This is a genomic window from Roseibium sp. MB-4 (genome assembly GCF_053005265.1).
The window spans coordinates 208,845-227,455 of the sequence record NZ_JBRKQB010000003.1 but is presented as its reverse complement, the minus strand read 5'-3'; the positions used below and the strand labels follow the sequence as shown (position 1 = coordinate 227,455).

The following is an 18,611-nucleotide window of genomic DNA, read 5'->3' as shown; positions in this document are numbered from 1 at the left end:
TATGTACCGTTTATCTCAAAACCGCGTTCGGGCTTTCAGAGCCTGCGCCAACGTGCCCTCATCCAAATAATCAAGCTCACCGCCAACGGGTACGCCGTGGGCCAGCTTGGTGACATGAACATCCGAATGGCCAAGCTGGTCCATGATGTAATGGGCTGTTGTCTGGCCTTCGACGGTCGCGCTGATTGCCAGAATGACTTCCTGAATTTCCGGCGCGCCACAGCGGTCGATCAGGGAGGCAAGGTTCAGATCATCCGGGCCAACGCCATCCAGCGGGGATAGTGTTCCGCCGAGCACATGATAGCGGGCATTGACGGCACCTGCACGCTCCAGCGCCCAGAGATCGGACACGTCTTCGACAACGACCAGAACGCTCGGGTCCCGCTTGTCATCCGAACAGATCGTGCAAGGGTCGGACGTGTCTACCGTACCGCACACCGAACAGACGCCAATGTCGCGGACCGCAACGCCCATCGCCTCAGACAGCGGGACGAGCAACTGGTCCTTTTTTTTGATGAGGTGCAAAGCGGCCCGGCGGGCCGACCGCGGCCCAAGCCCCGGCAGCTTGGCCAGCAACTGGATCAATCGCTCGATTTCCGGTCCCGCAACCTGCTTCTGCGCCATGTTTTTCCGATCCGATGTTATTGAAATCGAGGCGACACCCACCGTCGTCATTGCCGGACCTGATCCGGCAACCCATTCCGTGACTTAGCCGCAATTCAGGTGTGCGCGGAGATATTACGGCATGGATCCTCGGCTCAGGCCCGAGGATGACGGAATAGGCAAGAGCGCGGCGCTAGCCAATTCTCAAAAACCTTAAAACGGCAATTTCATGCCGGCCGGAAGGCCGAGGCCGCCCATCATTTCCTGGGTCTTTTCCTGGATTGCCTGGTCGATCTTTACCCGGCCGTCGGTGTGCGCGGCAATGATCAGGTCTTCAAGGATCTCACCCTCGCCTTCTTTCATCAGAGACGGGTCGATTGTGAGGCTTTTGAGCTCGCCTTTGCCGTTGAGGCGCACGGTGACCAGGCCCGCTCCGGAAGAACCTTCCGCTTCGATGTCTTCGATCTGTCCCTGCAAAGAGCCCATCTGCTCCTGCATTTCCTTGGCCTGCTTCATCATCTTGAGGAAGTCCATCGGGTCTCTCCTTGAAAACCTGGCAGGCGGTCCCCGCCGTTTCTCACTATTTGGGGTCTGCGTTTAGAAGAACAATTGCCAGGGCGCAAGCTTGACCACCGCAGACGGCGCCCGACTCTAATCTTCGTCGTCGTTGCCCAGCGCTTCATTCAGCAAGGGATCGTTGACCAGAGGGTCGGCCATGGCAGCTTCGTCTTCTTCAGAAGCCTGCACTTTCACGTCGATCACCTTGGCGCCTGGAAACTGGGCCAAAAGTGCCGCGACAGTCGGATGGGACTTGGCATCTGACAGAAGCTGCTGCTGGTTGGCTTCCTGCTCTTCGTGGATCGTGGGGCGGCCTTGCGTCCGCGACACAACGACAAACCAGCGCTGGCCCGTCCATTCAGTCAGTTTGCGGCCGAATTCCCCGGCGATATCGGCTGGCGCATCGTCGGTTGGCTGGATCTCGATCTTGCCCGGTTCGAATTTCACAAGCCGCATTTGCCGCTGGATCGCAACCTTCATCGGGATGTCGCGCTTTTCCGACGCCAAGGCGACACAGTCATGCAGATTTTTTAGATTGTAAGCAGATTGCGGCTGAGCGGGCTCCGGCTCCGGTGCACTCTGCGGCGCTTTTTGTTGTGCAGGCGCTGATTGCGGCATGCCGCCCTGGATGGCGGAAAGCTGCGGCCGACCGGACGCCTGCATGACCGGGCCACCTTGTGGGGTGCCTTGTGGCATCGCCCGCGCGCCAACAGCCATTGCCTGTCCACCACCGCCGGACGGAGCTGTGCCGCCGCCAGAGGCACCTGCCGGCGCCCCGCCGGATGCCGGCATTTGGCCATTCTGGATCTGCGCCATCAATTCGCCCGGATCTGGCAAGTCCGCCGCATAGGCAAGACGCACCAGCACCATATCTGCCGCGGCCAATGGCTTGGAGGCGGCCTGAACTTCCTGAACGCCTTTTAGCAGGATCTGCCAAACGCGTGACAGAAGCCGGACTGAGATCTTCTCGGCAAACTCCTGACCTCGGGCGCGCTCAGCTTCCGTCACCGAGGCCTCGTCTGCCGATTTCGGCGCGACCTTCATACGTGTCACGAGGTGTGTGAAATCGGCAAGATCTGTCAGAACGATCGCCGGATCCGCACCAATTTCATATTGCGCCTGCAGCTCGGCTAGTGCGTCCTCGATCCGGGCGGCCATAAGGTGGCCGAAGAGATCAATCACCCGCGCGCGGTCCGCAAGTCCGAGCATCTGTCGCAAATCGTCAGCTTCGATAGCGCCTGAGCCATGGGCCATCGCCTGATCGAGCAGCGACAGCGAATCACGTGCCGAGCCCTCACCAGCTCTGGCGATCAGCATCAGGGCTTCATCGGAGATCTGAATGCCCTCGGCATCGGAGATCCGGCGCAGCAAGCCAATCAGCTTGGACTGGTCGATCCGGCGCAGGTCAAAGCGCTGACAACGCGACAGGACCGTGATCGGAACTTTCCGGATTTCTGTCGTCGCGAAAATGAACTTCACATGCTCCGGCGGCTCTTCCAGCGTCTTCAACAGCCCGTTGAAGGCTGCGTTGGAGAGCATGTGCACCTCATCGATAATGTAGACCTTGTACCGCGCCGTTGCCGGGCGGTAGCGGGCAGCATCGATGATCTCGCGAATGTCATTGATGCCGGTGTGAGAGGCAGCGTCCATCTCGATGACATCGACATGGCGGCCTTCCATGATGGCCTTGCAGTGCGTGCCTTCCTGCGTGAGTTTCACGGTCGGCTTGTCCGCTTCGCCAGGGACCTCATAGTTGAGACCCCGGGCGAGAATGCGAGCGGTCGTGGTTTTGCCAACCCCGCGCACACCGGTCAGCATCCAGGCTTGCGCGATCCGGCCGGTATCAAACGCATTTTCAAGCGTTTGAACCATGGGCTCCTGCCCCACCAAATCTTCAAAGGTTTTCGGGCGGTATTTGCGCGCCAACACACGGTAAGCGCCGCCCTCGGCCGCGCCGGGCGCCGTTCCTGTCCCGCCGGTCAGCCCAAGGCCGGTTTCAGTGTCTTCTTGCGGAAAGCCAGTGTCATCCATGAGCCGCACCATACCGATTTTTTTCAAAAGGTGGACAGGGTTTTATCGGTTTTCCTGGAAAGGCCAACAGGCACATCCCGGGAGCGGCCCGAAAATCAAAAAAGCACCGCGGAATTCCGGCGGTGCCTTATGCATATCCTTACACTGAAGGGTGGGAGGCTGGCACGGCGACCCGTGCCGAGGCTCGTTAGGGCTGCTTCCTTCCGGACCTGACCCGGTTGGCGAGTGGCTCGTCCACCACCAACCTCCCGAGCGACTTATATCAGGACTCATGGGGTGGTTGGCAAGAGGCAAATCCGGCTTTTTCTTTGCCGGAAAAGTGCCAGCAGTTCGCAGACACTCCGCCTCATTGTCTTGTGACGCCATCCAAGATTGACATTTGACGGAAATATCGCCAGCTATGTTTTTCGTAGCGCCATATGGCTCCCGCGTGAAAAGAGGTTTCTTTCCCGTCTGCACTGGACGTATGGTGAGATAACATATTCTAATTCAGTCTCTTCACGCCCCGATGGCCTTTATCTGTATCGGTTTGACCTTATGACCTTTTTCGATCTCAATCCGCGTCTTGAAGGAGACAGCATCCCGGTTCTGGATTTGCCGTTATCGACTGTTCGGCTGATGAAGGACGCCAATTATCCGTGGCTGCTGTTGGTGCCGCGCAAGCCGGATCTGGTTGAGATCATCGATTTGGAAGAAGATGACCAGCTTCAGCTGATGCGGGAAATTGCGCTGGCCAGCCGAGTTTTGCGCTCGGCAACTGAATGCGAGAAACTGAACGTTGGCGCTCTCGGTAACCAGGTTTCTCAACTCCATGTTCACGTCATTGCCCGCTTCCGAGATGACGCGGCTTGGCCCGGGCCAATTTGGGGGGTAGTTTCCCCCAAACCTTACGAAGACGCTGCGGATGAACACTTGATAAACCGCCTGCGGGACAGTTTTGCAGCGGAAACCGAATTCGACTGACCCGGCCCCTTACAAAACTCTCCCAAATCCAAGGATTACTTGATGCGTGCGCCTGATGCCGACTTGCCAGCGATGGAAATGAGTTTTCTCGGGAACACACTCGACCGCCAGTCAACGCGTCGCGGCGACCGCGCCTACTTAAGCGGGCTCCTGGATAGACCGGATACTGAAATTGTTTTGTCGACGCCGCGGACGCTGGTCTTTCCGGCTGGGCCCCCTCCGCAGTTCGGACACACGCTCAAAGATGCTTTGACCTTAAACGCGTCACGCGAAGAAATGGTCTTCTTGGGATTGCGGCCTGAAACAGGCCGAGCCGTTTTTGCGACGACACTAGCCCAACAGGATGAAGAATTGGCGGAGATGCCAAGCCTGCATCTGCAGGATCTAAGGCAGCTGGCCATCCAACGGACATTCCCTCCAGAAGAACTTGGCGCGTTGGCGCAAGCCCGCGCCCTGATCCACTGGCACCGAACGCACCGGCATTGCTCGCAATGCGGTGAAAAAACGGTCATGAGCGAAGGGGGATACCGCCGCGATTGCCCATCCTGCGGCGCCCATCATTTTCCGCGCACAGATCCCTGCGTCATCATGCTGATCACAGACGGAGACCGGGCCCTGCTGGGGCGCCCGCCCCGGTTGCCGGAAGGGATCTACACAACACTTGCTGGTTTTATGGAGCCGGGAGAAACGATCGAACAGGCTGTGCGGCGGGAAACGCTGGAAGAATCCAGCATTGAGGTCGGAGAAGTCCGTTTGATTTCCAACCAACCCTGGCCTTTTCCGGCCAATTTGATGCTCGGCTGCATCGGTGATGCGTTGTCGACAGACATCATCATCGAAGATGACGAACTCGAGGCCTGCAAGTGGTGCAGCCGCGACGAGGTCCGCCAAATGATTGAGGGCACCCATCCGGAGGGGCACATGATCCCGCCGTCCATTTCCATCGCATATGAACTCATTACCGGCTGGCTAGAGGAGACATCCTTATGACTTGGTGTGTTTATCTGACCCATCCGGAAGTCGAAATCGATCCGGATGTCCCCATTCAGGAGTGGCGGCTGTCCGAAATTGGCCGCGACCGCGCTGCCCTCGCCGCGGATCTGCCGTTTGCCAAAGACTTTCAGCGGATTGTCTCCAGCGGCGAGGTCAAGGCCGTCGAAACCGCCGAAATTGTCGGAGGACACCTCGAGCTGAAGCCTCTAGTCTTGAAGGCGCTCCACGAAAATGACCGCTCCGCGACCGGCTATCTGGCACGGGAAGAATTTGAGCGGACCGCAGATCAGTTTTTTGCCAAACCGGACGAATCCATCCGCGGCTGGGAGCGGGCGATTGACGCACAAATGCGCATTGTCACCGGTATCCGAGCCGTTCTGCGCTCAGTGAAAGAAGAAGATCCTGTTCTCTTCACCGGACACGGCGCGGTCGGAACCCTGTTGATGTGCCACCTAATGGGCGCACCTATCTCACGGGCACATGATCAGAAGTGTGGGGGTAGCTGGTACCGGTTTGATAAGGACTGGCTGACATCGCAGTCTGGCTCAAGTTTGGCTTGGACAGAACTCTAACAGCTGTCGGTTGACGCTTGTCTTCGTGATAGTCTCTGTACTCCCGATGTATGGAGACTAAGCCGTGTTTGCCAAAGCGCTACGCCTTGCCACGCTCGCCCTCAGCCTTTCAATCTTGCCATCAGATCTGGCACTCGCCGGCCAGGACGACCAGCAATTCCGTCAGTTCCTGGCTTCGGCCGTAGTCCCAGCGGCAAGACAAGCGGGCGTCTCACAAGCAACCTTGGACAGGGAACTGAGAGGCCTGACACCAGATACATCGCTGCCGGGCCTCGTTGGCCCGGGCGGCAAGGGTGCTCCTCCCAAGTTCAATTTCCAGGCTGAGTTCCGCTCGCCTGCGCGCTATTTCCGCGACAATCAGTTCAATGCACTCGTGCCCGGCGGCCGCCGCCTTATGCAAAAGCACGCGTCAACGCTGCAAAAGATAGAAGCGCGGTACGGTGTTCCGAAACGGATCATTCTTGCGATCTGGGCCAGGGAATCTGGCTATGGCGGTGCCAAGATCCCACATGATGCAGTTCGTGTTCTGGCAACCCGGGCCTTCATGGGGCAGCGGGCTGATTTCTTCAAAGGCGAATTGATTGCTGCCTTGCAAATCCTGCAAACCGGCGACGTTTCCAGAAAAACCTTGCGCAGCTCCTGGGGTGGCGCCATGGGACAACCCCAGTTTTTGCCGTCTTCATATCTGAAATATGCGGTCGACTTTGACGGCGATGGACGGCGAAACATCTGGACGTCGGAAGTGGATACAATGGCGTCAATCGCAAACTACCTGGCCAAACATGGCTGGGTAAGCGGCCGGGACTGGGGCTATGAGGTCCGCTTGCCGAATACGGTCTCCTGCACCCGCGAAGGGCCGGACAACCGGCAACCGATTTCAAGGTTTGTAGCTGAAGGTGTCACACGGGTTAGTGGACGTCCGTTCCCAAATCACGAGATCAATCAACCAGGCAACATCTTGCTGCCGGCCGGCCGCTATGGTCCGGCTTTCATCGCCACCGAAAACTTCTATGTCATCAAGGAATACAATGAGAGCGACACCTACGCGCTGTTTGTCGGTCACCTTGCAGACCGGTATGGCTCGAACAAAAGCTTTGTCGGCGATTGGAAACCAATGAAGGACACCACCCGAGGTGCAGTACGCAATCTTCAACTGCGTCTTGAAGGTGATGGTCATGACGTTGGCGGTGCAGATGGTCTCATCGGTTTCAAGACCCGCCGCTCTATCGGTAAAGATCAGGAGAAGAATGGTTTCTTTGCGACCTGCTGGGTAGGGTAATCAGCACCTAAATTAATTTTTTGATTTTATTTCTTATTGTTTTGCGATAATCATCATCCCGGTTTTTCGGGAGATACTGATGTTTGCTCACAAAACGCCCGCTCGACCGGGAATTGCCAAGCTGGTTCTGGTCCTCATGCTTGGTGGTTTGATGTCAGCGTGTGGCCACGTTCCTTTGGCGACCATTGCCAAGCTCAGCCAGTTTGACATGCTGGAAACAGACCCCGGCGCTTTGCGTCTAGCGGTTAAATACCCGGATGCAATTCGCATTCCCGAAGGTGGGGCGACCATGGCCCTGACGATCAAACGCAAGGCGGATGGTACTGTCTTGATGGAAGAAAAGCTCGCCTTTGAGGAAACAGAATCCAAGGCGGACAAGGCTGAGTTATCTCAGGAACTGCAGACCGGTTATCGCCTGGAAATCTACCGGATTCCGGAGGAAAACGTGCCGTTCTTCCGCAGTTTTCAAAAGCACATGGCCTCTATGTCCAAAAGTGATCGGGAGAAGGTTGAGGGCAATTTGAGCATCGGTGTGACTGGCTGTCTTCTGACCGATGAAAGGCCGTCAGACATCCGTGTCAGCACATTCTTAAAGGCTGCCGAATTGGGCGGGTTTATAATTCTCGTCCGCAATTTCGATCTGGAAGAACAGATGGCAGAGTTCGGTGGTGAAGACGGCCTGGAGCGCTGCCCCGACGCGGTTTGAGCACTGCTCTTCGAAATCTATCTGCCTGGTCAGACAAAACCTTGATCGGGAGAGCCCCGGCCGTCCACTCTGATACAAGTGTATCCCTTTTGCGTGGGCATTGGCCACTGGACATCAATGCCATTCCGGAGGTGTTGAAATTCAAGCACGGTATATGGGCGTTGGTAGATCCACGGACGGTTAATGAATGCATCTGGATTTGGGTCTGGCGCTGTCTCGTTCCGTTTTCCCAAGAAATAAAGATCGAACCCGAGTTCCGGCAGCTGTTCGCGGACCAGGTAACGCAGGCCAAATTCTTCCTCACACTGCGCAAGATCTGCTTCAATGTCGGTAGATCTAAGCGTGACCAATCCAATCTCCGCCCCACCGCCGAGTGGACGCTCTGGATCCCCCGTATCTGTTTTTGGAACACCCTCAAAAGTGTGCTGAAGCAGTTCGATGATATGGCCTTCCGGGTCTTCAAGATGGCTTAGATAGCCGACATCGCGGAATTGATGCGGTGCAGATGCAGAAACGCCTTTTGCGGCCAAGACGGCATGTGCGCAGTCAAGGTCCGGCATTGTCACCCCGATTTTCCAGTAGCGGTCGGAGCGTTCGTGCCGATATCGGTCTGAGCTGTTTGATTGTTTCAGCAGAAGAACAGCACCATCGGCCCCATATCCAACAGCGACATGGCCATCCCGTTCAGATCGGATCATGCCCAAAGTCCGGCAATAAAAGTCTGCCAGTCTCGCCGGATCAGAGACGTTCAATTCAATGGCGGCGATGCGCGTGGTCATCCCACTGTCCAACGCCATCTCAATAGATCAGACACTGACGACACCTTCCGGTGCCGTCTCCAGCCGGAACGCGGCTGCCATGAGGGCTTTTGTGTAATCTGTTTCCGGCGAGTCGAAGATCTTTTCAGCCGGGCCGGATTCCACCACCTTGCCCTGCCGCATGACGACCACTTCGTTGGCAAGGGCTCGCACCACCTTCAAATCGTGAGATATGAAAAGATACGCCAATCCATGCGCCTTTTGCAGGTCCCGCAAGAGATCGACCACCTGCGCCTGAACACTCATGTCCAAAGCTGACGTCGGTTCGTCCAGCATGACGAATTTCGGCTCCAGAACCATGGCCCGGGCAATGGAGATGCGCTGGCGCTGACCACCTGAGAACTCGTGCGGGTAGCGGTGACGTGTAGAGGCATCAAGGCCAACCTCTTCCAGCGCTCCGGCAACTTTCCGGTCCCGCTCTTCTGAAGAGATGCCCGGGAAGTGCACCTGAAGACCCTCTCCAACAATGTCGGCGACAGACATACGCGGGGAAAGCGCCCCAAACGGGTCCTGAAACACGATCTGCATGTCGCGGCGCAAAGGCCGCATTTCCTTCCAGGAGTTTTCATGAATGTCCTGACCATTGAAGGCGATGCGGCCGGTGGAGGAAATCATTCGCAAGATCGCAAGCCCAAGTGTGGTCTTACCTGACCCACTCTCGCCCACGATCCCGAGCGTCTGTCCCTCCCGTACGGTGACATCAATGCCGTCAACGGCCTTTACATGGTCAACGGTCCGGCGCAAGAACCCGCGCTTGATCGGGAACCAGACCTTCAGGTCATCGGCCTGAACCACGATGGGCTTGGTCTTGTCCGTTTCTGGTGGGTTGCCCTTAGGCTCTGCGGCCAACAGATGCTTGGTGTAATCGTGTTGCGGATTGTCGAAAATCTCGGCGACCGGGCCCTGCTCAACGATCTTTCCGCCGGTCATGACGCAGACCCGATCCGCAAACTTGCGCACGATGCCGAGGTCATGGGTGATGAACAGCATGGCCATGCCCTGTTGGCGCTGCAGATCCTTCAACAGTTCCAGGATCTGCGCTTGCACCGTCACATCGAGCGCGGTTGTCGGTTCATCAGCGATCAAAAGGTCCGGCTCGTTCGCAAGCGCCATCGCAATCATGACACGCTGCCGCTGCCCGCCGGAAAGCTGGTGCGGATAAGACCCAAGGCGGGATTCCGGATCCCGGATGCCGACCTGATTCATGAGCTCCAGAACCCGTGCGCGGGACTGGGTGTCGCTCATGCCCCGGTGCACTTTCAGAATCTCAGAGATCTGACGCTCGACCGTATGCAAGGGGTTGAGCGAGGTCATCGGCTCCTGAAAGATCATCGAGATCTCGTTGCCGCGCACCTTACGCATCTCGTTGGCATTTGCCTGCAGGAGGTCAACGCCATCCTTGACGATTTTGCCAGTCGGATGAGAGGCAGCCGGGTACGGTAGAAGTTTCAGGACCGACAAAGCCGAGACCGATTTTCCGGACCCACTTTCGCCAACCAGCGCAACGGTTTCCCCCTTGTTGATGTCAAAGGAAATCCGGTCGACTGCAAGCGTTTCCCTGCCGCCCTGCGTGAAAGCAACGGAGAGATCCTGAATGGAGACGAGCGTGTCTTTGGTCATCTCTGCCTCCCTATGCCAAGCTCTTGCGCGGATCGAACGCATCTCGCACGGCTTCGCCAATGAAAATCAACAAACTCAACATCAGCGAGATCACCAAGAACCCGGTGATGCCCAGCCACGGCGCCTGAAGGTTGTTCTTGCCCTGTGCGAGCAGTTCGCCAAGCGATGCGGACCCAGGCGGCAGACCAAAGCCGAGGAAATCCAGCGCCGTAAGGGTCGAGATAGATCCGTTCAGGATGAAGGGCATGAAGGTGAGTGTTGCCACCATCGCATTCGGCAACAGGTGCCGCCACATAATCACACCGTTGGACACGCCCAGCGCGCGTGCCGCCGATATGTATTCAAAGTTCCGGCCCCGCAGAAACTCGGCGCGAACGACGCCCACCAGCGCCACCCAGGAGAAGGCGAGCAGGATTGTGAAGAGTGTCCAGAATCCGGGAATGAGAACCGAGGACACAATCAGAATGAGATACAGCGTCGGGATGGCTGTCCAGATCTCGATAAAGCGCTGGAAGATCAGGTCCACCCAGCCGCCATAATAGCCCTGCACGGCTCCAGCCGCGATGCCAATCACCGAAGATGCCAGTGTCAGGGCCAGACCAAACAAGACCGAGATGCGGAAGCCGTAGACTAGACGCGCCAGAACATCGCGGCCCTGATCATCTGTGCCGAGCCAGTTCCAGTTGCCCATGACGCAGTTCGGATCGTCCGCACCCATCGGGTAGCGCTGACACCGCTCTTCCTTATCCAGCATCCACGACGGCGGGGCTGGCGCGGGCACCGGTATTTCATGGTTCACGGTACGGTAGGAGTACCGCACCGGCGGCCAGAGCATCCAGCCGTTCGCTTCGATCTCGTCCTGGATGAACGGATCCCGATAGTCGGTGATTGCCAGAAAGCCGCCAAACTTTTCTTCCGGGTAATCGACGAAGACCGGGGTCAGTATCTCGCCGTTGTAGGAGACGAGGATTGGCCGGTCGTTGGTCAAGAACTCGGCGCCCATGGCGAGCACAAACAGCACCAGAAAAATCCAGAGCGACCAGTAACCCCGGCGATTGGCCTTGAAGTTGGCAAGGCGCCGCTGGTTAATCGGCGACAGGCGCATCTTTTTGGGCGGTGGTGCCGTTTCCTCCGCCAGCGGGTTCAACACATCGTAGCCGGCGTTTTCGAGGTCCTTGTTCAGACGACTGTCCATTGCCTCACACCTCCCGGCTTTCAAAATCGATCCGCGGATCGATCCAGGTGTAGGTGAGGTCAGAGATGAGATTCACCAGAAGTCCCATCAGCGAGAAAATGTACAGCGTTGCAAAGACCACCGCGTAATCGCGATTGATGATGGATTCAAAACCGAGCAGCCCGAGACCATCCAGCGAGAAGATCGTCTCGATCAACAGCGAACCGGCAAAGAAGGACGAGATGAAAGCGCCCGGGAAACCGGCCACAACGATCAGCATCGCGTTCCGGAACACATGGCCGTAAAGAACCTGGCTTTCCGTCAACCCTTTTGCGCGCGCGGTAATCACATATTGCTTGCGGATCTCATCCAGGAAGGAATTTTTGGTGAGCAGCGTCGTTGTCGCAAAAGCCGACAGAACCATCGCTGTCAGTGGCAAGGCCAGGTGCCAGAAATAATCAAGGATCCGTTCCGGCCAGGACAGGCTCTCCCAATTGTCGGACACCAATCCCCTCAGCGGGAAGATGTCCCAGAAGGACCCGCCGGCGAAGAGGACGATCAAGAGAACCGCAAACAGGAACCCTGGAATTGCATAGGCGACCACAATCACCCCGGAGGTCCAAACATCAAAGCGCGAGCCATCGCTTACAGCCTTGCGAATGCCAAGCGGGATCGAGACCGCATAGGAAATCAGCGTCATCCACAGACCGAGCGAGATCGACACGGGCAGTTTTTCGGCGATCAGGTCGAGGATGCGAATGTCACGGAAGTAACTCTCACCGAAATCAAACCGCGCATAATTCCAGAGCATGTTCAAAAACCGTTCCAGCGGCGGCTTGTCGAACCCGAATTGCGCTTCCAGCTCTTTGATGAATTCCGGATCCAGCCCCTGAGCACCGCGATACTTGGACGTCACACTGTCACCACCGCCCGCGCTTGCGCCGGACGATTCATTGCCGATGTTTCCCATATCGCTGCCGCCACCGCTGATGCGCGATGTCGCATCGACATCCGTGCCGGAGATCTGCGCAATGACGCGCTCAACCGGTCCACCGGGTGCAAACTGGATGATGAAAAAATTGATTGCCATGATCCCGACAAGGGTCGGGATCATGAGCAACAAACGGCGGAGAATATAAGCGCCCATAGGGGTCTTTTTATCCCTTTGCGTCTCAGCTCGAAAACCGAGCTTAGAGAGTGTCTGTTATTTTCTAACCGGCATCTTCAATGAATTTGGCTTTTTCCGGATCTATCCACCAAAGATCTTCCACGGGGAAGAAATACTTTGGCGGTTCCGGTGGAAAACCGAATATGTCCCAGATGGCCACCGAATGGGTGTTCTTGTACCATTGCGGGATCCAGTAGTAACCGGCACGCAAGACACGATCGATCGCTCGGGCTGCGGTGACCATTTCCTCCTTGGACTGCGCCGCCAGGACTTTGTCGGTCAAGGCATCAATCACGGGATCGGAAATGCCGGCAAGATTGCTGCTTCCCGGCACACTGGCTGAGCGGGTGGTCCAGTACTCCCGGATCGGATCAGACAATGTGGCACTGAAGGCAAACCGGCGGCTGGCTATGTCGAAGTCGAACTCGTTCAAGCGGGCCTGATACTGGGCTCCGTCCACGACCCGGAAAGTTGCGTCGACACCGAGACGCTTCAGGTTCTTGATGAATGGATTGACGATCCGTTCAAACGACGTGGTGTTGTTCAGAAATTCGATAGTGAACGGTTTGCCGTCTGGTCCGACAAGGTTTGATCCGTCGCGCGCGTATCCTGCCTCCTGCAAAAGCTCATTGGCCCGGCGCAGCAGTCCACGGTCAAAGCCCGACCCATCGCTGACCGGCGGCGTCACGGGCTCCCCGAAGACAGCTTCCGGCAGCTGATCCCGGTAAGGTTCCAACAAAGCCAGCTCCGCGCCCTGGGGCACGCCTTCGGCCTTCATCTCCGAGTTTTCGAAGTACGACTGCGTTCTTTGATAAAGATCGTAAAAAAGGTTCTTGTTGGACCATTCAAAGTCAAATGCGTAGCCGAGGGCTTGGCGCACACGCGGGTCCTTGAACTTCTCGCGGCGCGTGTTGAGAAACCAACCTTGCGCGCCTGAGGGACGGCCGTCCGGAAAAACCTTTGTCACCACCCTGCCATCTTCAACCGCCGGGAAATTGTATTCGGTCGCCCAGTTTTTTGACGAAAATTCCTCGCGGTAGCGGACGGTTCCTTTTTTGAAGGCCTCAAAAGCAACCTGGCGCTCTCGGAAGAACTCCACCCGCACGATCTGGAAGTTTTTCTGTCCGCGCAGCACGGGAAGGTCATTGGCCCAATAGTCATCGACCTTATGGTATTCGACAAAACGCCCGACAGCGTGTTTGCCAACCTTATAAGGGCCCGACGACAGCGGCGGGGTCAGCGTGCTCTGCTCAAAGTCGTAGGCCGTGTAGTAGCGTTTTGAAAAGATCGGGTAACCGGCGGCGACACCGAGCGGATAATTGCGGGACTGTGTCCCATCAAACTGCAGAACGACGCGATGTTCGTCGAGAACTTCCGCATCGGTCAGAACCCGCATCGGCTGACTGATGTTCGGATGGCCGTGCTCTTTGAGAAGCAGCATGGAGAAAGCAACGTCTTCGGCTGTCAGCTTTGAGCCATCATGAAACTTTGCTTCAGGCCGCAAATTGAAGATGAAGCGATTGCCGTCTTCGGAGACCTCAACACTTTCTGCGACGAGCCCATAAACCGCATCCGGTTCATCATAGGCCCTGACCATGAGAGTGTCGAAACACAGCTCCATCCGCGGCGGCGCATCCCCTTTCAAAATGAAGGAATTGAAGGTGTTGTAAGTCAGGACATTCTGATTGAAGGACCAGTACGGCGCTTGAAAATTGAAGGTTCCGCCTTTTGGCGCATCCGGGTTTACGTAATCAAAGTGCGTGAAGTCCGGCCCATATTTCAGGTCACCAAACACCGAAAGGCCATGACGCGCACCTGTGCTCTCACCGGCTGCATATGCTGCCCGTGAGAAAAGCGGTCCGGATGCAGCCGCAAGTGCCGTTGCTGCGGAGAGCTTCAAGACCTGCCGTCGGTCCGGCCCTTGACGGTTCGTCATTGTACTGCTCCGGTTTTTGCTGCCTTTTCTTCGTCATACCACCAGATTTCCGGGAACCCGGTGCTATATTCCGGCATGTTTTCCGGGTGCGAGAACCGGTCCCAACGCGCTGTTCGGGTCTCATCGACGTAGAACTGTGGCACCACGTAGTGGTTCCACAACAGGACACGGTCTAGGGCGTGGGTCGCAGCAACAAGGGTCTCACGATCTTCTGCGAAGATCACCTTGTCGATCAGGTGATCGATGGCTGGGTTTTTGATGCCGCCATAGTTGGCCGAGCTCGCATTGTCGGCAGAAACAGACCCCCAATACTCCCGTTGCTCGTTCCCCGGTGACAAAGACTGCCCGATCGCCAAGGTCGTCGCATCGAAGTCGCGTGCCCGAACCCGATTGATGAACTGGGACGTATCGACAAGCCGCAAGACAGCATTGATACCGATGCTCTCCAGATTTTTCGCGTAGGGAAGCAGAGAGCGCTCACTGGCCTTATCGCGGTAAAGGAACTCGATCGTGAGCTGCTCACCGGTTGCCTCGTCGACCATCTGGCGCCCTTCGAGTTTGTAACCGGCACCGCGCAGAAGCTTGACGGCCTCACGCAAATTGGCCCGGACATTTTGCGGGGAACCGCCGACCGGGTTCTTAAATTCTTCGGTAAAGACTTCCGGCGGCACTTGATCGCGAACTTCTTCAAGAATTTCCAGTTCCTTTCCGGTCGGCAGACCTGACGAGGCCAGTTCCGTGCCTGAGAAATAGGAATTCACGCGTTTCAAAAGGTTGGCGGAGATGATTTCGTTGGTGGTTTCAAAATCATAGGCATAGTTCAGCGCCCGGCGCACGTCTGGGTTCTTGAACTTGTCTCTTCTGAGGTTCAGGAAGTATCCCTGCATCACGCCGGTGGATCGGTCGGGAAAGATCTCGCGCACGACCCGCCCGTCGCGGAGTGCTGGAAAATCATACCGCTTTGCCCATTGGCTAGAGCTGCGTTCGGTATGAAAATCGTATTGATCGCCTTTGAAGCCTTCGAACTGAACCGCATCGTCCAGAAAGATGACGTACCGGATCTCGTCAAAGTTTCCTGTTCCGGCCCGGATCGGCAAATCCCCACCCCAATAATCGTCGACCCGTTCGTAGATCACTTGCCGGTTGGCCGAAAAATCCTTGATCCGGTACTGACCGGATCCCAGGGGCGGCTCCAGCGAACTCTTGGAGAGATCCCGAGGCTCACCCTTGTCATTGGTTCCTTCCCACCAATGCTTTGGCAGAATTGTGAGCTGTCCCATGATCTTGGGAAGTTCACGGTTGCCGGATGTGTCGAACGTGAACCGAACGATATTGCCGTCAACGATTTCGGCATTGGTGACGTTCTTGTAGTAAAACTTCCGCTGCGGATTGAGTTCGATTGATTTCTCAAACGACCAGATCACATCTTCGGCCGTCACCGGCTGCCCGTCATGCCATTTGGCGTTCTGGTTCATTCGGTATTCGACCCAAGAATAGTCGTCCGGATATCTGACGCCATCTGCCAGAACACCGTACTGCGCACTGATGTCGTCTTCATCGAGTGACGGTTCCATCAGGCTTTCGTAAATGTTCAGGATCCCAGGCGCAGGCTGGCCTTTGGGCGGCAGGAAGTTGAAGGTGTCGAACCCGCCGCGGGCTGCGAGGCGCACTGTGCCGCCTTTCGGCGCATCAGGGTTTACATAGTCAAAATGTTCGGCGTCAGGGCCATATTTCGGCGTGCCATTCAAAGCCGCAGCATGTTTCCACTGAGGATCTTGCGCCACTGCGGGATTGGCGATTGCAGCGACCAGCAACAACACTCCTGTCAGTATTGCCGTCACCGCTGGTTTTTCGTTTGCACGCCAAGCGGCTCGCATCACTTGCTCCGTTGCTGTTGTCCGGGCCGCAGTTCGCGGTATGGAAACAGTTTAGGGAGCGGTGGCCAAAAAACCACCCATTAAGCGTGACATGACAGAAATTTAACCGGTTTGCGAGAGCTCGTTGCCGGAGACGGTTTCCGATTCTTTCCGCCCCTTGGTCTTTTGGCTGTACATCCGGCTGTCGGCAACTCTGAGCAGATCGTCAATGGTGCCTGCATCGCTTGGAAAGCTTGCACTGCCGATACTGGCGCTCACACCGATGCGCACACCGGAGAACTCGAAAACCTCTGAAAGACGTTCGCCCAAGCGCTCCAGGAACGCCTCCCGTTCCAGGCGGCGCATGTTTCCAGGGGTCAAAACGATGAACTCATCCCCCCCCACACGGGCAACCGTATCTGTCTGCCGTGTCTGCTGCTGTAGCCGATGACCGATTTCGACGAGCAACTGATCCCCGGCCGCATGCCCATAATTGTCATTGATCGGCTTAAAGGCATCAAGGTCGACATAGAAGATCTCAAAGCCGGACCCGGTCCGATCGGACATGACCGCCAATTGAAGCATCCTGTCTTCCAAGAGCCGCCGATTGGCCAACCCGGTCAGCGGGTCGTGCAAAGCCATTGAGCGCACCTTGTAAACCTCGCTGATCAGCAAAAACGCCATGGCGCCGAACAGAAGCGAAATCAAACTGCCGACAAGCTGAGTGATCCAGATGCTGCGTTCGTTGCTGTTCCAACCGTTTTCTGGATAGCCTAGAACTTCCCATGTCAAACCACCGGGCAGGTTCAAGGGGAGTCTTACACTGTCAATATCCATCAAGCCGAAGCTTCCGAATATATGCGCCTTTTCCGGTGTGGCAGCAGCTTTGTCCACGATCCCAATCCGCAGCTGTTTGACAGTGTCAGAGATGCCAGCAGCTTGCATCAGGCCCGCTTCATCGACCACAAGAGACAACACACCCCAATATGGGCGTTCCGGCATGGGCTGTCCGAGTTCGGCCGGCGGGAACACAGGGATCCGGATTAAAAGCGCCCGACCGCCCTGTACGAGTTCCAAGGGCCCGGCAATAACAATCTCTCGAGAGAGCATGGCCTGTCTGATTGCAGGCCATTGGCTTGTGTTCAATCGGTAGTCCAAGCCGATGGCCGACTGGTTGGGCTGATATGGATAGACAGCTTGCAGGACATTGCCCGGCGCAAGTCCGATTGATCTTATGACTGGATTTTCATCAATCAAATCAGACGCGATCGCATCGTATTTTCGCGCATTGAACGGCTCTTTCGAGGACTCAATGACATTGGCCCGCAGTCCGATACCGTAGGCAACTGTGCGGTTGAGTTCGCCTTCCAGCTTGGCGCGGACTTCTGAAAGATTGGCAACGGCCTGACGTTTGTTTTGGGACATGATTTCGCTGCGCACCGTGTACCCGACATGCGCCGTCACCGCGATCCCAGCCAGAAAGCAAATCACCGCCGTCAGCGAAGCAACCCACGCCCCATTGCTATGTACAAAGAATTGACGCAGTGCGTTCATGCTTGCCCAATCCAATTGGATTGTCGTTCCTGCCAATATTACCTAAATGATACGTAACGTCACAAAACTTAATTTTTCTTCAAATCGCAATAAAAAAGCCGGGCAATTGCCCGGCTTCCAAATGTAGTCGCAGCATTTCACCAGTGCTTATTGGGATTATTCTCCCGGAAGCGGCTTTGGTGTAGCAGCCTGCTCGCGCATGTAAGCAATCAGGTCAGCCCGCTCTTCAGACTTGCGGATACCTGCAAAGCCCATGGACGTGCCCGGGATGTATTTTTTCGGGGCAGCGAGAAAGTTATAAAGGCCCTCGTAGGTCCACTCCGGATTTTCCTCGCCGTATGCAGCCATTGCGCTTGAATAATTTACGCCATCAACACCACCCGGCTTACGACCAACGATTTCCCACAGGTTCGGGCCGACTTTGTTCGCGCCGCCCTGCTCGAAAGTGTGGCACGCCGCACATTTCTTTGCAGCACTCTCGCCATCACTGGCAGCAGCAGCCATGAGCAACTCGCCAATCGGAACGACATCCGGCTCCGGTGTGACTTCTGACGTTGAATCTTCCGCAGCGGCCACGACAATTTCATAGCCGGGCTTGCCCGGGATCGTCGGCTTGAAAATTATGTCAGACACAATTCCCAAACCCATAGTCAGAATAAGCACCATAAGAACCGCACCAGCGGCCTTGTTCAGCGTGAAGGAATCCATTCTCTCCGGCTCCAAGCTCATACGCGTCCGGGCCCGTAACTTGAGGTCACGAACCCTATCAGCTCATCGAAT

The 18,611-nt window shown here is 56.4% G+C and carries 16 protein-coding genes and 1 other RNA gene; 5 read left to right on the top strand and 12 right to left on the bottom strand.

The window, feature by feature from the left end; genetic code table 11:
- Positions 1-15: 15 nt before the first annotated feature.
- The 4 genes from recR to ffs all read right to left on the bottom strand — a co-directional run bounded on the left by recR (position 16) and on the right by ffs (position 3,441).
- Complete coding sequence (gene recR / locus ACVDG4_RS17560; RefSeq protein ID WP_306148338.1) at positions 16-624, bottom strand: recombination mediator RecR; 609 nt, start codon at positions 622-624, stop codon at positions 16-18.
- A 192-nt stretch (positions 625-816) separates the two neighbouring features.
- Positions 817-1,137: a YbaB/EbfC family nucleoid-associated protein gene (locus ACVDG4_RS17555; RefSeq protein WP_133949239.1), complete on the bottom strand. Its 321-nt coding sequence runs from the start codon at positions 1,135-1,137 to the stop codon at positions 817-819.
- Positions 1,138-1,254: 117 nt separating this feature from the next.
- A complete protein-coding gene (locus ACVDG4_RS17550) occupies positions 1,255-3,192 on the bottom strand; it encodes a DNA polymerase III subunit gamma/tau (protein ID WP_447236066.1) in 1,938 nt (645 codons plus the stop codon).
- A gap of 151 nt (positions 3,193-3,343) precedes the next feature.
- Positions 3,344-3,441: signal recognition particle sRNA small type (ffs, locus tag ACVDG4_RS17545), an RNA gene on the bottom strand.
- Positions 3,442-3,729: 288 nt separating this feature from the next.
- Here ffs and ACVDG4_RS17540 point away from each other — a divergent pair.
- The 5 genes from ACVDG4_RS17540 (at position 3,730) to ACVDG4_RS17520 (ending at position 7,705) form a co-directional block, all read left to right on the top strand.
- Positions 3,730-4,155 carry an HIT domain-containing protein gene (locus ACVDG4_RS17540; RefSeq protein ID WP_447236065.1) on the top strand — a complete coding sequence of 142 codons (426 nt, stop codon included), beginning with the start codon at positions 3,730-3,732 and terminating at the stop codon, positions 4,153-4,155.
- Between the two features lie 42 nt (positions 4,156-4,197).
- Positions 4,198-5,145, top strand: coding sequence for an NAD(+) diphosphatase (nudC, locus tag ACVDG4_RS17535; RefSeq protein WP_447236064.1), 948 nt, complete (start codon positions 4,198-4,200; stop codon positions 5,143-5,145).
- A complete protein-coding gene (locus ACVDG4_RS17530) occupies positions 5,142-5,720 on the top strand; it encodes a histidine phosphatase family protein (protein ID WP_447236063.1) in 579 nt (192 codons plus the stop codon). The genes nudC and ACVDG4_RS17530 overlap by 4 nt, the downstream gene beginning before the upstream one ends.
- A 64-nt stretch (positions 5,721-5,784) precedes the next feature.
- Complete coding sequence (locus tag ACVDG4_RS17525) at positions 5,785-6,999, top strand: lytic murein transglycosylase (RefSeq protein ID WP_447236062.1); 1,215 nt, start codon at positions 5,785-5,787, stop codon at positions 6,997-6,999.
- Positions 7,000-7,078: 79 nt separating this feature from the next.
- On the top strand, positions 7,079-7,705 hold the full coding sequence (locus tag ACVDG4_RS17520; protein ID WP_447236061.1) for a hypothetical protein: 627 nt from the start codon (positions 7,079-7,081) through the stop codon (positions 7,703-7,705).
- A 29-nt stretch (positions 7,706-7,734) separates the two neighbouring features.
- On the opposite strand, the gene ACVDG4_RS17515 is transcribed toward ACVDG4_RS17520, so the two are convergent.
- The 8 genes from ACVDG4_RS17515 to ACVDG4_RS17480 all read right to left on the bottom strand — a co-directional run bounded on the left by ACVDG4_RS17515 (position 7,735) and on the right by ACVDG4_RS17480 (position 18,539).
- Positions 7,735-8,484 (bottom strand): VOC family protein, encoded by a 750-nt coding sequence (locus ACVDG4_RS17515; protein WP_447236060.1) that lies wholly within the window; start codon positions 8,482-8,484, stop codon positions 7,735-7,737.
- Between the two features lie 27 nt (positions 8,485-8,511).
- On the bottom strand, positions 8,512-10,143 hold the full coding sequence (locus ACVDG4_RS17510) for an ABC transporter ATP-binding protein (RefSeq protein ID WP_447236059.1): 1,632 nt from the start codon (positions 10,141-10,143) through the stop codon (positions 8,512-8,514).
- Positions 10,144-10,153: 10 nt separating this feature from the next.
- Positions 10,154-11,248: an ABC transporter permease gene (locus ACVDG4_RS17505; protein WP_447236329.1), complete on the bottom strand. Its 1,095-nt coding sequence runs from the start codon at positions 11,246-11,248 to the stop codon at positions 10,154-10,156.
- Between the two features lie 94 nt (positions 11,249-11,342).
- On the bottom strand, positions 11,343-12,464 hold the full coding sequence (locus ACVDG4_RS17500) for a microcin C ABC transporter permease YejB (protein WP_209172103.1): 1,122 nt from the start codon (positions 12,462-12,464) through the stop codon (positions 11,343-11,345).
- Positions 12,465-12,528: 64 nt separating this feature from the next.
- Positions 12,529-14,421, bottom strand: a complete 1,893-nt coding sequence (locus ACVDG4_RS17495; RefSeq protein WP_447236058.1) for an extracellular solute-binding protein — start codon at positions 14,419-14,421, stop codon at positions 12,529-12,531.
- A complete protein-coding gene (locus ACVDG4_RS17490) occupies positions 14,418-16,298 on the bottom strand; it encodes an extracellular solute-binding protein (RefSeq protein ID WP_447236057.1) in 1,881 nt (626 codons plus the stop codon). Before ACVDG4_RS17490 ends, ACVDG4_RS17495 begins: the two co-directional genes overlap by 4 nt.
- Before the next feature lie 102 nt (positions 16,299-16,400).
- A complete protein-coding gene (locus tag ACVDG4_RS17485) occupies positions 16,401-17,831 on the bottom strand; it encodes a diguanylate cyclase domain-containing protein (protein WP_447236056.1) in 1,431 nt (476 codons plus the stop codon).
- 156 nt (positions 17,832-17,987) lie between these two features.
- Positions 17,988-18,539 carry a c-type cytochrome gene (locus tag ACVDG4_RS17480; RefSeq protein WP_008189097.1) on the bottom strand — a complete coding sequence of 184 codons (552 nt, stop codon included), beginning with the start codon at positions 18,537-18,539 and terminating at the stop codon, positions 17,988-17,990.
- Between the last annotated feature and the right edge of the window lie 72 nt (positions 18,540-18,611).